At 61.8% G+C, this 14,198-nt stretch carries 13 protein-coding genes and 1 pseudogene; 9 read left to right on the top strand and 5 right to left on the bottom strand.

What is annotated here, in order from left to right; translation table 11 throughout:
* The first annotated feature begins 105 nt into the window (after positions 1–105).
* Positions 106–1,776 carry a bifunctional diguanylate cyclase/phosphodiesterase gene (locus EIY71_RS21430; protein ID WP_085746792.1) on the top strand — a complete coding sequence of 557 codons (1,671 nt, stop codon included), beginning with the start codon at positions 106–108 and terminating at the stop codon, positions 1,774–1,776.
* Between the two features lie 40 nt (positions 1,777–1,816).
* On the opposite strand, the gene EIY71_RS21425 is transcribed toward EIY71_RS21430, so the two are convergent.
* On the bottom strand, positions 1,817–3,211 hold the full coding sequence (locus EIY71_RS21425; protein ID WP_085746791.1) for a NorM family multidrug efflux MATE transporter: 1,395 nt from the start codon (positions 3,209–3,211) through the stop codon (positions 1,817–1,819).
* Between the two features lie 157 nt (positions 3,212–3,368).
* On the opposite strand from EIY71_RS21425, the gene EIY71_RS21420 reads away from it, so the two are divergent.
* The 3 genes and pseudogenes from EIY71_RS21420 (at position 3,369) to EIY71_RS28960 (ending at position 6,446) form a co-directional block, all read left to right on the top strand.
* Entirely contained in the window at positions 3,369–4,289 is a 921-nt protein-coding gene (locus EIY71_RS21420) for a LysR substrate-binding domain-containing protein (protein ID WP_085746790.1), read from the top strand.
* Between the two features lie 180 nt (positions 4,290–4,469).
* Positions 4,470–5,591, top strand: a pseudogene (locus EIY71_RS28965) (Cache 3/Cache 2 fusion domain-containing protein); the annotation flags it as partial.
* Positions 5,586–6,446: a methyl-accepting chemotaxis protein gene (locus EIY71_RS28960; RefSeq protein ID WP_371855392.1), complete on the top strand. Its 861-nt coding sequence runs from the start codon at positions 5,586–5,588 to the stop codon at positions 6,444–6,446. The pseudogene EIY71_RS28965 and the gene EIY71_RS28960, both read left to right, overlap by 6 nt.
* 105 nt (positions 6,447–6,551) lie before the next feature.
* On the opposite strand, the gene EIY71_RS21410 is transcribed toward EIY71_RS28960, so the two are convergent.
* On the bottom strand, positions 6,552–8,045 hold the full coding sequence (locus EIY71_RS21410; protein ID WP_134023007.1) for a YifB family Mg chelatase-like AAA ATPase: 1,494 nt from the start codon (positions 8,043–8,045) through the stop codon (positions 6,552–6,554).
* Between the two features lie 484 nt (positions 8,046–8,529).
* Between EIY71_RS21410 and EIY71_RS21405 the strand changes: the two genes are divergently transcribed.
* Entirely contained in the window at positions 8,530–8,784 is a 255-nt protein-coding gene (locus EIY71_RS21405; protein ID WP_102717318.1) for a HigA family addiction module antitoxin, read from the top strand.
* Between the two features lie 304 nt (positions 8,785–9,088).
* Here the strand turns inward: EIY71_RS21405 and EIY71_RS21400 are convergent, their stop codons facing one another.
* Positions 9,089–9,349, bottom strand: a complete 261-nt coding sequence (locus EIY71_RS21400; RefSeq protein ID WP_011336527.1) for an accessory factor UbiK family protein — start codon at positions 9,347–9,349, stop codon at positions 9,089–9,091.
* Positions 9,350–9,747: 398 nt separating this feature from the next.
* Between EIY71_RS21400 and glnK the strand changes: the two genes are divergently transcribed.
* From glnK to sutA, 4 genes are all read left to right on the top strand, one after another.
* Complete coding sequence (glnK, locus tag EIY71_RS21395; protein ID WP_002555808.1) at positions 9,748–10,086, top strand: P-II family nitrogen regulator; 339 nt, start codon at positions 9,748–9,750, stop codon at positions 10,084–10,086.
* Between the two features lie 37 nt (positions 10,087–10,123).
* Positions 10,124–11,461: an ammonium transporter gene (locus EIY71_RS21390; RefSeq protein WP_007951904.1), complete on the top strand. Its 1,338-nt coding sequence runs from the start codon at positions 10,124–10,126 to the stop codon at positions 11,459–11,461.
* 215 nt (positions 11,462–11,676) lie between these two features.
* A complete protein-coding gene (locus tag EIY71_RS21385; protein ID WP_011336526.1) occupies positions 11,677–12,102 on the top strand; it encodes a secondary thiamine-phosphate synthase enzyme YjbQ in 426 nt (141 codons plus the stop codon).
* A gap of 102 nt (positions 12,103–12,204) precedes the next feature.
* Positions 12,205–12,531 carry a transcriptional regulator SutA gene (gene sutA, locus EIY71_RS21380; protein WP_007951900.1) on the top strand — a complete coding sequence of 109 codons (327 nt, stop codon included), beginning with the start codon at positions 12,205–12,207 and terminating at the stop codon, positions 12,529–12,531.
* 65 nt (positions 12,532–12,596) lie between these two features.
* Here the strand turns inward: sutA and EIY71_RS21375 are convergent, their stop codons facing one another.
* Complete coding sequence (locus EIY71_RS21375; RefSeq protein ID WP_085746783.1) at positions 12,597–13,301, bottom strand: HAD family hydrolase; 705 nt, start codon at positions 13,299–13,301, stop codon at positions 12,597–12,599.
* The gene (xerC, locus tag EIY71_RS21370; protein WP_085746782.1) at positions 13,298–14,197 is read right to left on the bottom strand and encodes a tyrosine recombinase XerC; all 900 of its coding nucleotides are present in this window, start codon (positions 14,195–14,197) and stop codon (positions 13,298–13,300) included. Before xerC ends, EIY71_RS21375 begins: the two co-directional genes overlap by 4 nt.
* Position 14,198: the final 1 nt, after the last annotated feature.

The following is a 14,198-nucleotide window of genomic DNA, read 5'->3' as shown; positions in this document are numbered from 1 at the left end:
TCGTGACACAAAATAACGTTTTGATAACCGTTGTCGTTTGGTCATTGGTAGCCGCAACGGCATAATGCCCGCCGCCCACATCATTGCAGAGTCTAGGGAGTCAGCTTGACTACGCCTGTCGAACCCTTGCGTTTGCTGCTACTGGCCGAAGAGCCAGCGTGGACAGCGTTATTGCGCGAGTGTCTGGCTCCGTTGGGGAGTGCGGCGGTGCTGATCAGCGCGCCGAGCTGGGAGTCGGTCAGCAGTCTGTTCGAAGACAACCGCCACGCGGTGTTGTTGACCGTTCCCGCGTTGCAGCCGGCGCCCGGCCGTTGCAGCCTGCCGACGGTATTGCTTCTGGAACACGAGCCGGCGACCGCGCCCGACGGCGTCAGCGACTGGCTGGTATTCGATGCCCTCGATGCCGGCATGCTACGGCGTTGCCTGCGGCATGTGCGCGAACGCGGCGTGCTGGAAAACACCCTGCAACGCCTGGCCGAGCAGGATCCGCTGACTGGCATCGCCAACCGTCAGGGTTTCCAGACTCTTCTGACGGCGCGCCTCGCCGAAAATGACGGCCGCGGCCTGGCCCTCGGGCATCTTGATCTCGACAACTTCCGCCACGCCAACGACGCCCTCGGCCACCAGGCCGGCGACCGCCTGATCCTGCAAGTCGTCGCACGGCTGAAAAGTCAGCTGGAAGTCGGCGATCAACTGGCGCGCCTCGGCAGCGATGAATTCGCCTTGCTGATCGATACCCGTCGCGCCCCGCAACGGGCCGAATGGATGGCCGAACGCATCACCGAGGCTTTGGCCGAACCCTACTGGGTCGATGGCGAAAGCCTGCTGATAGGCTCCAGCCTCGGTATCGCCCATGCCCGCGCCCAGGGCGGCGCCGATCCGCTGATGTGGCACGCGCACATCGCCATGCAGCAGGCCAAGAGCACGCAAGGCTGCACCTTTCACATCTTCAACGAACGAATCAACCGCAACGCGCGAAGCATGGCCGACCTCGAAAGCGAGCTGCGCCGGGCCTTGCGTCGCGACGAGCTGGAGCTGCACTACCAGCCGCGCCTGAACCTGCAGGACGGCCAGATCGTCGGCCTCGAAGCGCTGGTGCGCTGGCGCCACAGCGAACGCGGCCTGCTACCACCGAGCGAATTCGTGCCGCTGGCGGAGCAGAGCGGTCTGATCGTGCCGCTGGGTTACTGGGTGATTTCCCGGGCCCTGCGCGATATGCAGGCGTTGCGCGAACGCGGATTGCCGGCGCTGCATATGGCGATCAACCTGTCGTTCCGCCAGTTTCAGGACAGCCAGTTGCTGCCGACGCTCAGCCGTCTGATCGCCGAGCGCGGAGTCGAAGCGCAGTGGCTGGAATTCGAACTCACCGAAACCGCTGTGATGCGCCGCAGCGATCTGGTCAAGCAGACCATGGACGCTCTCGGTCGCCTCGGCGTGCGTTTCTCGCTGGATGATTTCGGCACCGGGTTCTCGTCGTTCGTGCACCTCAACAGCCTGCCGATCACCTTGCTGAAGATCGACAAGAGTTTCGTCGGCGGCATGGAGCAGCGCGAAGAGAACCGCAAACTGGTGCACGCGATGATCAACCTTGCGCACAACCTGCACCTGGAAGTGGTTGCCGAAGGGGTGGAAACCCGCGAGCAACTGGATCTGTTGCGCGGGTTCGGTTGCGATCAGGTGCAGGGTTACCTGATCAGCAAGCCGTTGCCGTTGACGGAACTGGTTGATTACCTGGTGGCTGATGCCAGTCAGCCGCCGCTGGGCATTGTGGTCTGACGAACCAGTAAGCGGGAGCAAGGTTGCTCCCGCCGACCTGTCATTCCGGCTGAGCGATCTTGAAGCCTTGAGCTTGCGGTTCGAGCCGAATCATCCGCTTCATCTTCCATTCGAACGCCAGCGTCAGGCTCACCGCCGCACACGCCAGCCCCAGCGCCAGACCCCACCAGACGCCGGTCGGCCCCCAGTGCAAATGGAACGCCATCAGCCACGCCGCCGGCGCGCCGATCAGCCAGTAGCAACCGAGCCCGACCAGAAACGTGGTCTTGGCATCCTTGAGCCCGCGAATGCAGCCCATGGCAATCGTCTGCGTGCCGTCGAACAGCTCGAACCACGCTGCCACGGCGAGCAGGCTCACCGCCAGACGAATCACCTCGGCAAACGCCGGATCGTTATGGTCGAGGAACAAGCCGACCAACTGATTCGGCAGCAGCCAGAACACCATCGCAAACCCCAGCATTACCACTGCTCCGAAGACGATGCCGACCCGCCCGGACATCCGCGCATCGCTCAATTGCCCGGCGCCGTAATGCTGGCCGACGCGCATGGTGATCGCATACGACATCCCCGCCGGAACCATGAACGCCACCGAGACGATTTGCAGAGCGATCTGGTGCGCCGCCAGTTGCGTGCTGCCCATGGTGCCCATGCACAGCGCCGCGAAGGCGAACAGCCCGACTTCCACCGCGTAGGTCCCGCCGATCGGCAGACCCAAGCGCCAGAGCTCTTTGAGGTACTGCCGGTTCGGCCGCGACAGGCCTTCACGCAGCGGGTAAGCGTCGTAGGCCGGATGCCGGCGAATGTGCCAGGCCAGTGCGAGAGCCATGCAGTTGGCGACAATCGCCGTGACCAGGCCGATACCGGTCAGCCCGAGCTGCGGCAGGCCGAACATGCCGGTGATCAGCGCGTAATTGAGCAGGAAGTTGGCCACCGTGCCGGCGAGGCTGATGACCATCACCGGCGTTGCCCGGCCGATGGCGCTGGTGAAACCGCGTAAGGCCATGAAACTCAGGTAGCCGGGCAGGGCGAACGGCAGGGCGACCAGAAATTGCCCGGCGGCGTTGACGTTGGTCTCGGTCTGGCCGAACAGCAACAGCACCGGTTTCAGATTCCACAACAGCAGCCCGGCACCGAGTGCCATCAGCCACGCCAGCCATAGCCCGGCCTGGGTCAGGCGGGCGGCGCCGATGATGTCGCCGGCGCCCTGACGAATCGCCACCAGAGTGCCGACCGCCGCAATCACGCCAATGCAGAAGATCGACACGAACGAATAACTCGCCGCGCCCAGACCGCCGCCGGCCAGCGCTTCGGGACTGAGGCGGGCCATCATCAGGGTGTCGGTCAGCACCATCAGCATGTGCGCCAACTGCGAGGCGATCAACGGCCCCGCCAGCCGCAGGATGGCCCAGAGTTCGGTACGCACAGGACGCTGCATGTTTTCACATCCTTATAAAAGAGGGAGCAAGAGACCGTCGATTCTCAGGGTTTGGCGCGGGTTGCACAAAGGGATAAAAAGGATGGGTAGCATGATTAAAACTCATCCTGTCGCGATTCTGCTAAGTTGGCGCAATCCCGCCATTGGAGCGTTGTGCATGTCCCGTCGTCTTCCACCCTTGTATGCTCTGCGCGCATTCGAAGCGGCGGCCCGCCACAGTTCGTTCACCCGGGCAGCCGAAGAGTTGTCGATCACTCAGAGTGCGGTGAGCCGGCACATCCGCACGCTCGAAGAGCATTTCGCCTGCCGCTTGTTCCACCGCAGCGGGCGCAACCTGCAACTGACCGAGTCGGCACGCCTTCTGCTGCCGGGCATCCGTGATGGCTTTGCCGCGCTGGAACGGGCCTGCAATACCTTGCGCGCCGAAGATGACATCCTGCGCATGAAAGCCCCGTCGACCCTGACGATGCGCTGGTTGCTGGCCCGGCTCAGTCGCTTCCGCCATTTGCAGCCAGGAAACGAGGTGCAACTGACCAGCGCGTGGATGGACGTGGATTCGGTGGACTTCAATAACGAACCCTTCGATTGCGCGGTGTTGTTGAGTGACGGGCATTTTCCGCCGGACTGGGAAGCCAGCCTGCTGTTTCCGGAGGAGCTGATTCCGGTCGGCGCGCCGAATCTGCTCAACGATCAGCCGTGGGACGTGGCGCGGCTGGCCAGCGCCGAATTGCTGCACCCGACACCGGACCGCCGCGACTGGCGCAGTTGGCTGGAGCACATGGGGCTGTCGGATCAGGTGTCGCTCAAGGGCGGACAGGTGTTCGATACTCTGGAACTCGGGATGATTGCGGCGGCTCGGGGCTATGGGGTTTCCATGGGCGATCTGCTGATGGTGGCCGAGGATGTCGCGCAAGGACGCTTGAGTCTGCCGTGGCCGACGGCGGTCGCCAGCGGCCTGAATTATTACCTGGTGTGGCCAAAGACTCGTCCGGGAGGTGAACGTTTGCGCCGTCTGAGCGACTTCCTGCAAGGCGAAGTCCGCGCCATGGCGCTGCCGGCGGTCACGCGCTTGAGCTGAAACGTTCGAGCCTGCACAATGCCGGCCTTTCGCCATAACCCTGCTGTTCGCTCAAGTATTCGGTTTTACCGCCGAATACGTGCATGTGGAACCGTCGTGCCGGTGGCCACGATTTACCCCCATTAGAAAATTACCCGAGCTGCGATCAAGGAGGATCGGAAGTTCGGCCAGGAGCTGTCCATGTCTCAACCTCGCGCTCGGATCGCCTCGCAGCTGGGCCTCGCGCTCGCCGTGATACTGGCGATAGTCATCAGCGGCAGTACGGTGTTCGCCCTGCGTTCGCTGGACACCGCCAATCTCGCCACCCGTGAAGAACACCTGGCCAGCGAGGCACGCCTGCTCGCCGACCAGCTGAGCACTTTTCACGGCACGCTGCGCGAAAGCACCCAGCGCCTGAGCGGGTTGTTCGAGAAGCGCTTCATCGCGGGTCTGAGCATTCACCCGAGCGAGCCGGTCAATGTTGCGGGCACCCAGACCCCGGGCCTGCACTTGGGCAGCGAGGTGTTGAACAACAACTTCAAGGAAGTCGACGAGTTCAAGCAGATGACGGCGGGCGTTGCCACGCTGTTCGTGCGCAGCGGCGAAGACTTCATTCGCGTCAGCACCTCTCTGAGCAAACAAGACGGCACCCGCGCCATCGGCACCGTGCTCGACCACGCTCACCCGGCCTATGCGAAATTGATGGCGGGGCAGGGTTACGTCGGTCGCGCCTTGCTGTTCGATCGCTCCTACATGACTCAGTACACCCCGGTGCGTGACAGCAGCGGCAAGGTAATCGCGGTGTTGTTCGTCGGCTTCGATTACACCGACGCGCAGAACGCCCAGTTCGCCAATCTCAAGCGCTTCCGTATCGGCCAGACCGGCTCGCTGGCGCTGCTGGACGAGAAGAACCAGTGGCTGGTGGCGCCGGCCGGTGTGCAGGCGCTGGATCAAGCGGTTCCTGTAATCAACGGTCTGGCGAAAACGCCGGGTAAAGGACAGTTCTGGAGCGACAAGTCCGAAGACTTCTACAGCATCGCCGTGCCGTTCGAGGGTGGCCCGTGGTCGGTGGTGGCGAGCATGCCGAAAGCCGAGATCCGCGCGGTGACCTGGAGCGTCGGCACTCAGCTGGCCATCGGCAGTCTGCTGGCGATGCTGCTGGCGGTCGGCTCCGTGGTCTGGTTGCTGCGCAGCAAACTGGCACCGCTGGGCGATCTGGTCCGCCAGGCTGAAGCCCTGGGCGCCGGCGATCTGAGCGTGCGCCTGAGTGTGTCGAGCAACGACGAGATTGGCCAGTTGGCCCGCGCGTTCAACCAGATGAGCCAGGCCCTGTCGACCATGGTCGAGCACATCCGCCGCGCCTCGGAAGAGGTCAACCGTCGGGCTCAAGCGCTGTCCGGTCTGTCTGGCGGCGCCTATGAAGGCATGGAGCAACAGTCTGGCGAAATCACCAGCATGGCCGGCGCCGTTGAAGAGTTCTCCGCCACGTCGCTGAACATTGCCGACAACATGGGCAACACCCAGCGTCTGGCCCAGGAAAACGCCCAGCAGACCCAGATCGGTCGCACGTCGATGGAAGAAGCGTCTTCCTCGCTGGAGCAGATTGCCGGCGCACTGAACACCACCGCGACCGTGATCAACACGCTCGGTCAGCGCTCCCAGGAAATCGGCGGCATCGTCAGCGTGATCACCTCGATTGCCGAACAGACCAACCTGCTGGCACTCAACGCTGCCATCGAAGCGGCCCGTGCCGGTGAACAAGGTCGCGGGTTTGCCGTGGTGGCCGACGAAGTGCGCAGCCTCGCCTCGCGTACCCGTCAGGCGACGGATGAAATTTCCAGCATGATTCACAGCATTCAGCAGGAAACCGGCAACGCCATCAGCAACATGGAGCAGGGCAACCTGCTGATGCAGGAAGGCCTGTCGCGCAATGCCAATGTGGCGTCGGCGCTGGCGCGCATTGACGAGCAAAGCCGCTCGGCGGGTGAGCAGTTTGCCGCGATCACCACCGCGACTCAGGAGCAGAGCAGCACCGCGACTTTGCTCAGCAGCAACTTGCAGAGCATCGCGATGGCCAACAGCGAGCAGCGCGAAGTGGTATCGAACCTGGCCATCACCGCCAAGGAACTGGAAGGCCTCGCAGCCGACCTGCGCCAGGAAGTCGACCGCTTCCGGTGAGGCGTCTCTGAAATAGCTATCGCGAGCAGGCTCGCTCCCACAGGTTTTTTGTTGGACCTGTGAGAGCGAGCCTGCTTGCGTTTGGGCCCGCCACGACCTCGACACTTACTGAGTCGCCGGCCGATACTGCAACGCTTCGGCCAGATGTTCGCGACTGATATCCGCGCACTTCTCCAGATCCGCCAGCGTCCGCGCGACCTTGAGCAGCCGATGCGCCGAGCGCAGCGACAAGGTCAGTCTTTCGCACGCCGTCTCCAGCCAGGTTTCATCGGCTGTGGATAACTTGCAGTGCTTCTTCAGCCCCGGCAAATCGAGAAATGCATTGGCACAGCCCTGGCGTTTTTGCTGACGATCGCGGGCCTCTGCGACCAATGTGGCCGCGCTGGCGCTGTCCTCTCCCGGTTCCACCGCAGGGTTCAACGCTGTCGCCTCCCGCGCCACCGTCAGGTGCAAATCGATCCGGTCCAGCAACGGCCCCGACAGTTTGTTGCGATAGCGCTGCACCATGTCCGGCGTGCACGAACACTTGCCGCTCGGTTCGCCAAGATATCCACAGGGACAGGGATTCATCGCCGCCACCAGCTGGAATCTCGCGGGAAACCGCACCCTTTCCTTGGCCCGTGCGATGACGATGCAGCCGGATTCCAGCGGTTCGCGCAGAACCTCCAGCACCTTGCGATCAAACTCGGGCAGTTCATCGAGAAACAGTACGCCGTGATGGGCGAGCGTGATTTCGCCGGGTTGCGGTTTTGAGCTGCCACCGACCAGTGCCGGCCCGGAGGCCGAGTGATGCGGCTGGCGAAACGGGCGCTGCGGCCAGTGGGTCAACGGTGCGCCGCTGGCGACGGATTGAATCGCCGCCACCTCCAGCGCTTCGCTCTCGGCCAGCGGTGGCAGCAAACCGGGTAATCGACTTGCCAGCAACGTCTTGCCCGTCCCCGGCGGCCCGCTGAACAGTAGGTTGTGCGCGCCGGCGGCGGCAATCAGCAGCGCCCGTTTGGCGGCCAGTTGGCCCTGTACTTCATTCAGGTCGGGATAGGGTTTGGCGGCATGGATCAGCCCATCCGAGACATAAGGCTCGACCGGCGTATGCCCGTTGAAATGCGCCACGGCCTCCAGCAGATGATCCACCGCGATCACCCTCAGCCCAGATGCCAGACAAGCCTCCTCGGCATTCGCCCGTGGCACCACCAGCGTCCGCCCGGCCTTGCGCGCTGCCAGTGCCGCCGGCAACACCCCGCGCACCGCCCGCACGGCACCGGACAACGCCAGTTCGCCAAGGCACTCCACGTCATCCAGCGTCAACGTCGGCACCTGCACACTCGCCGACAGAATCCCCAGCGCAATCGCCAGATCGAACCGCCCGCCATCCTTGGGCAAATCAGCCGGCGCCAGATTCAGCGTGATCCGCCGCGCCGGAAACTGCAGCCCCGAATTGATGATCGCACTGCGCACCCGGTCCTTGCTCTCTTTCACCGCGGCTTCGGGCAGGCCGACCATGGTCAGCGAGGGCAGGCCGTTGGCCAGGTGGACTTCGACGGTGACGGCGGGAGCATCCACGCCAATCTGGGCGCGGCTGTGGACGATGGCGAGTGACATGGTCGTTCCTTGAAAAGACAGAGGCCGCTTCCTGCGGGTTTTTGAAGGGTAGTTGAGCGGGGTTCTAGCGTTTGAGTAGAGGTTTACAAGACGTATCAGAAAGCGGTTGTGAGGCCCGATGCACTCATCTTCTGCCTGCTAACAGACCACTTGGCTCAAGCTCAGGTCCGCACGTAACGGCAACTTCAATAAACCTCCGTTGATTGGCTGACAATTTCCAGCCAGTCGGAGTGCTTCGAGGTGTAGTTCAACAACCTGAAGTAGCTTTGTCTTTCTCTTTTTATCCTTCACAGAGACCTCATTCCTGATGGGTGTCGCTAATGTAATGACAGGCGTAAGGACAACATAAATAGGCGCAGACGCTGATTTTTGTAGGGGCATGCCCTAATAGTTGTAGGACGCCAGCGAAAGCGACCCGACGGTCTTGTATCGCAAAGTCGGATGCTCCAGTTTGGCCGCTCAATGCAGCCTCTGGAGGCGAAAAATGGACCGCAATGGTATGCGCCCGATTCATCCGGGTGAGGTTCTGAATAAGGAATTCATGGAGCCGTTGGGCATGACTGTCATGGACTTGGCCATGCCCACAAACTGGCCTGAAACCGAGATCGAGAAGCTTGTGAAATGCCAGCTCAGGATCTGCGCCGATCTGGCAATCAGGCTGGCCATTCACCTCAACACCACGACTGAGTTCTGGATGAATCTTCAGTCGACTTACGATTTGCGAAAAGCTGGAGTTTAGAGAGGAGCTTCCGTCCGTGATCAAGTGGAGTGGCTGGCGCATTGCGCTTGATCTGAATTCAAGGTCGTACGGCGGGGAGCTGAACAGTTGCTGTGACTACTCCTCAGAAAACCGATTGTTGCAGCTATCTCGAGGCGAAAAAAAAACCGCCTTGAGGAGACGGTTTTCAGTTGCAGGCTTCGGTGAGGCCAAGGCCTGCGCATCCTTAGTGGACACACTCGCGTATCCCGAGGTTATGCATGTTTGATCGCTGGCGCAAGCATCAACGAAATTCCGCCAGCCAGTGGCAGGCTGGGATGAGGACTCACTCAGCCGGCGGCGTCAGCTTCGCTTCCAGCTCCGCCACCTTCGCCTCAAGGCTCTCGAGCCGGGCGCGAGTGCGCGCCAGCACTACCATCTGACTGTCAAACTCTTCGCGGCTCACCAGGTCCAGTTTGCTGAAGGCGCTTTGCAGCAGCATCTTGAACTGGCTTTCGATTTCGGCTTTTGGCAAGGGCGTGTCGCCGCTGAACAGGCGGGAGGCGGTGCCGCTCAGGGCGTCGAGGAAGTCTTTGGGCGCGAGCATGGGATATGTCCTGGAAACAATGGCCGGCAGTGTATCACGCAGTGTCTATAGTCATTGGCGCAGGCACGGATGCACGCTTTTCGCGCAACTGGATGCACGGCCGCGCACCGTTGTTGTGCGTATCCCGAGTGCCATTTGGGTGATGGCATCTGCCGCAGCGGCCAAGGGATTGAAATCAGTGGTTTTTGGCGAGATGGCAAGCTTTCTGCTTAGTCACCTTCGACCCATGCACTGATGCAGTCGCTGTGACGAATGCAGTGCGGCAGACGGAGCGGGGAGTTTCGTCTGGAGCGGTTAGCTGGCGTCGACAACGAAGCGTTACAAAGCCAGGCACTGCGCTTAGACTTGAGTCGGGTTTGTTTTCCTGGGGCAAGTCCACCAATTCGGGAGAGAGTTTCATGAAGCTAGTCACTGCCATCATCAAGCCGTTCAAGTTGGACGACGTGCGCGAGTCGCTGTCCGAAATCGGCGTGCAGGGCATTACCGTTACTGAAGTCAAAGGCTTCGGTCGGCAGAAGGGTCACACCGAGCTGTATCGCGGCGCGGAGTATGTGGTCGATTTTCTGCCCAAGGTGAAAATCGACGTTGCCATCGACGACAAGGATCTGGATCGGGTTATCGAGGCGATAACCAAGGCTGCCAACACCGGCAAGATCGGTGACGGCAAGATCTTCGTGGTCAATCTGGAACAGGCGATCCGCATCCGTACCGGCGAAACCGATACCGACGCGATCTAAACGCCGCCACAAACCCAACGCCCCAGGAGAAAACAATATGACTCTGCGTAAATTCGCAGGGCTAGGAGCCCTGTTGTCTATCGTAATGCCCGGCCTGGCCATGGCGGCAGACGAAGTGGCAGCTCCAGTCCTGAACTCCGGCGACACCGCCTGGATGCTCACCTCCACAGCCCTCGTGCTGTTCATGACCATTCCTGGCCTCGCGCTGTTCTACGGCGGCATGGTTCGGTCGAAAAACATTCTTTCCGTGATGATGCAGTGCTTCGCCATTACCGGTCTGATCAGCGTCCTGTGGGTCATTTATGGCTACAGCATCGCGTTCGACACCACCGGCATGGAGCAGGGCGTCGTCAACTTCAACTCGTTCGTGGGCGGTTTCGGCAAGGCGTTCCTGGCCGGCGTCACCCCAGCGAGCCTGACCGGCCCGGCGGCGCTGTTCCCCGAGGCGGTCTTCATCACCTTCCAGATGACCTTCGCGATCATCACCCCGGCGCTGATCGTCGGTGCGTTCGCCGAGCGGATGAAGTTCTCCGCGATGCTGATCTTCATGGGCATCTGGTTCACCCTTGTCTACGCACCGATCGCGCACATGGTCTGGTCCGGCAACGGCGGCCTGATGTGGGACTGGGGCGTACTCGACTTCGCCGGCGGCACCGTGGTGCACATCAACGCCGGTGTGGCCGGTCTGATTGCCTGCCTGGTACTGGGTAAACGCAAAGGCTTCCCGACCACCCCGATGGCGCCACACAATCTGGGTTACACCCTGATGGGCGCAGCGATGCTGTGGGTTGGCTGGTTCGGCTTCAACGCCGGTTCCGCTGCGGCTGCCAACGGCACCGCCGGCATGGCGATGCTGGTGACCCAGATTGCGACCGCCGCTGCGGCACTGGGCTGGATGTTCGCCGAGTGGATCACTCACGGCAAACCAAGCGCACTGGGTATCGCATCCGGCGTCGTCGCAGGTCTGGTCGCGATCACTCCGGCCGCTGGCACCGTGGGCCCGATGGGCGCACTGGTGATCGGTCTGGCGGCAGGCGTGGTGTGCTTCTTCTGCGCTACCACCCTGAAACGCAAACTCGGTTATGACGACTCCCTGGACGCCTTCGGCGTGCACGGTATCGGCGGTATCCTCGGCGCGATCCTGACCGGTGTGTTTGCTGCACCGTCGCTGGGTGGCTTCGGCACCGTCACCGACATCGCCGCACAAGTCTGGATTCAGTGCAAAGGCGTCGGCTTCACCGTGATCTACACCGCGATCGTCACCTTCATCATCCTCAAGGTGCTGGATGCCGTGATGGGTCTGCGCGTGACCGAGGAAGAAGAATCGGTCGGCCTGGATCTGGCACAACACAACGAGCGCGGCTACAACCTGTAAGCACGCGCCGCAAAAAACTTGCCCGGCTCGCCGGGCATTTTTTTGTCTGGAATTTGTCTTCCCTGATACAGCTGAAAGGATTTTTCGTACTGCTTTGGTCGTGTTTACGACGAGTGTTTTTCTGCGGCCAAAGGCTTACATCATTGAAGGAATATTAGGGCCTTTGTTTTTTTCCAGAGCGCGCTAGAATGCGCCCCGAACGTGCGGAGAACTGTATGTGGCAACAGACTCTGATAACCCTGCGGGCACGGCCCCGGGGCTTTCATCTGGTGACGGACGAGTTGCTCGCCGGCCTGCCTGAACTCAAGGCATGCCGGGTCGGTCTGTTGCATTTGTGGCTGCAGCATACCTCGGCGTCGTTGACCATCAACGAGAACGCCGATCCGGCGGTACGTCGCGACTTCGAACGATTTTTCAATCGTCTGATCCCACAAGGAGCAGACGGCTATGAGCATAACGACGAAGGCCTGGACGACCTCCCGGCGCACTTCAAGGCCAGCGTGCTGGGCTGTCAGATCAGTTTGCCGGTAACGGCAGGCCGACTGGCACTGGGCACCTGGCAAGGCGTTTACCTGGGCGAGCACCGTGATCATGGCGGTGCCCGTAAAGTCCTCGCCACCTTGCACGGTGAAGGGGCATAAACCGTTGGTCACCAATGGTTACCGATTTTTTTCCGGCGACTTTCGACAGTCGCCAAAGCTGGTCTATAACTAATCTGCTTTTCGCAAGTCATGAGGTAGAACATGAGCGACGATGATCTGGAAAACGACGACCTCGAAGTAGGCGACGAAGACGAGGCCGAAGACGGTCTGGAAGCAGCAGCGGAAGACGTTGCTGAAGACGATGGCGGTGACGATACGCCGGCCCCGGCTGCCAAAGGCAAGGCCAAGGCTGCGGTGTCGGTCGACGAGTTGCCGAGCATCGAAGCCAAGAACAAGGAGCGCGATGCCCTGGCCAAGGCCATGGAAGAGTTCCTTGCGCGCGGCGGCAAGGTGCAGGAAGTGGAGGCCAACGTGGTCGCCGATCCGCCCAAGAAGCCGGACAACAAGTACGGCAGCCGCCCTATCTGAGGCGTGTCGCTTGCTTGCTGAAAAAGCCCGCCGTCGCTGCGGGCTTTTTCATGGGCGAAAGAAAGTTAGCCGCGGCTGTTCCAGCGGGCGAGCACCGCGGGCAGATCGTTCAGGCTACGAATCTCGGCATCCGGCAGGCGCTCCGCTTCCCAGTCCTTGCCGGCCGGGTTGAACCAGATCGCTCGCAGACCGGCCTGCTGCGCCCCGGCGATGTCATCCCCCGGGTGATCGCCGATATGCACAGCGGCTTCGGCGCTCACGCCGCCGCGCTGCAACGCTTCATGGAACAGTCGAGCATCCGGCTTGGCTATGCCGATGTCTTCGGCACACAACGCAAACTTGAAGTAATCCGCCAGCCCGAGACGACGGACATCGGCGTTGCCGTTGGTGACCACCCCGAGGGCGTAATGCTTGGCGAGGGTTTCCAGGATCGGCTCGACCTCCGGGAACACCTCGATCTGATGCCGCGCATGCAGAAACACTTCAAAACTCTTGTCCGCCAGATCCGACGCTTCGCCGTGGGCGTACCCGGCTTCTTCCAGCGCATGGAACAGCACGCGCCGGCGCAACGCGCTGATGCGGTGCTTCAGGCCCGGTTCGTTGGCCAGCACCCGCTCGCGGATCGACCACAGATGCTCGACCGGCACCGCGCCCAGATTCGGCGCATGTTCGCTCAGCCATTCGCGCAAAACCGCTTCGGCGCTGACGATCACCGGGGCGGTGTCCCACAAGGTGTCGTCGAGGTCGAAGGTGATCAACTGGATGCTCATGAATCGTCGCCTTTCATGCGTTTGGCCCGTGGGTGGGCGCTGTCGTAGACCGCCGCCAGGTGCTGGAAGTCCAGGTGGGTATAGATCTGGGTGGTCTTGATGTCCGAGTGGCCGAGCAGTTCCTGCACCGCTCGCAGGTCCTGAGAGGACTCGAGCAAATGGCTGGCGAAGGAGTGCCGCAGCATGTGCGGGTGCAGGTTCTGTCCCAGCTCGCGTTCGCCGGCCAGTTTGACCCGCACCTGAATCGCGCGCGGGCCAAGGCGTCGGCCTTGCTGGCTGACGAATACCGCGTCGTCCGCCGGATTGGTCAGCGCCCGCAGCGGCAGCCATTGCTCCAGTGCTTCCCGGGCCTTTTTGCCGACGGGCAACAGACGCGTCTTGCTGCCCTTGCCGAGCACCTGAACCATGCCGTCGGCCAGATCGAGCTGATCGAGATTGAGCCCGGTCAGCTCCGACAGACGCAGTCCGGAGGAATAGAACAACTCCAGAATCGCCTGATCGCGCCGCGCGAGGAAATCGTCCTCCACGGCACCTTCAAGCAGTTGCAGGGCGCGATCGGTGTCGAGGGTTTTCGGCAGCCGGCGTTCGCCTTTGGGCGGTGCCAGGCCGGTGGCCGGATCGTGATCGCAGAGACCTTCACGATTCAGATAGTGATAGAGCCCGCGCACCGCTGAGAGCAGGCGCGCCAGACTGCGTGAGGACTGGCCCTGGGCATGCAGGCGGGCGATCAGGCTGCGCAGGCGCTGGATGTCCAGCGCCTGCCAGCTATCGATGTTCTGTTTGTTGCACCAGCCGAGGACTTTGTCGAGGTCGCGTCGGTAGGCCGACAGCGTGTGCGGCGACACCTGCCGCTCACTGCGCAGGTGTTCGCAGTAAGCGTCCAGTTGTCGTTCCATG

The organism is Pseudomonas sp. CH235 (genome assembly GCF_004368175.1).
Taxonomy (GTDB): domain Bacteria; phylum Pseudomonadota; class Gammaproteobacteria; order Pseudomonadales; family Pseudomonadaceae; genus Aquipseudomonas; species Aquipseudomonas paraglycinae.
The sequence above is the reverse complement of the archived record's forward strand: the minus strand, read 5'-3'. Positions and strand labels throughout refer to the sequence as shown.

Excerpts from the sequence above, each read along its gene's own strand:
- EIY71_RS28960 (WP_371855392.1), top strand. The coding sequence starts at position 5,586 with ATGAGCCAGGCCCTGTCGACCATGGTCGAGCACATCCGCCGCGCCTCG.
- EIY71_RS21425 (WP_085746791.1), bottom strand. The coding sequence starts at position 3,211 with ATGCAGCGTCCTGTGCGTACCGAACTCTGGGCCATCCTGCGGCTGGCG.
- glnK (WP_002555808.1), top strand. The coding sequence starts at position 9,748 with ATGAAGCTAGTCACTGCCATCATCAAGCCGTTCAAGTTGGACGACGTG.
- EIY71_RS21385 (WP_011336526.1), top strand. The coding sequence starts at position 11,677 with ATGTGGCAACAGACTCTGATAACCCTGCGGGCACGGCCCCGGGGCTTT.
- xerC (WP_085746782.1), bottom strand. The coding sequence starts at position 14,197 with ATGGAACGACAACTGGACGCTTACTGCGAACACCTGCGCAGTGAGCGG.
- EIY71_RS21420 (WP_085746790.1), top strand. The coding sequence starts at position 3,369 with ATGTCCCGTCGTCTTCCACCCTTGTATGCTCTGCGCGCATTCGAAGCG.
- EIY71_RS21375 (WP_085746783.1), bottom strand. The coding sequence starts at position 13,301 with ATGAGCATCCAGTTGATCACCTTCGACCTCGACGACACCTTGTGGGAC.
- EIY71_RS21390 (WP_007951904.1), top strand. The coding sequence starts at position 10,124 with ATGACTCTGCGTAAATTCGCAGGGCTAGGAGCCCTGTTGTCTATCGTA.
- EIY71_RS21400 (WP_011336527.1), bottom strand. The coding sequence starts at position 9,349 with ATGCTCGCGCCCAAAGACTTCCTCGACGCCCTGAGCGGCACCGCCTCC.
- EIY71_RS21405 (WP_102717318.1), top strand. The coding sequence starts at position 8,530 with ATGGACCGCAATGGTATGCGCCCGATTCATCCGGGTGAGGTTCTGAAT.
- EIY71_RS21410 (WP_134023007.1), bottom strand. The coding sequence starts at position 8,045 with ATGTCACTCGCCATCGTCCACAGCCGCGCCCAGATTGGCGTGGATGCT.
- sutA (WP_007951900.1), top strand. The coding sequence starts at position 12,205 with ATGAGCGACGATGATCTGGAAAACGACGACCTCGAAGTAGGCGACGAA.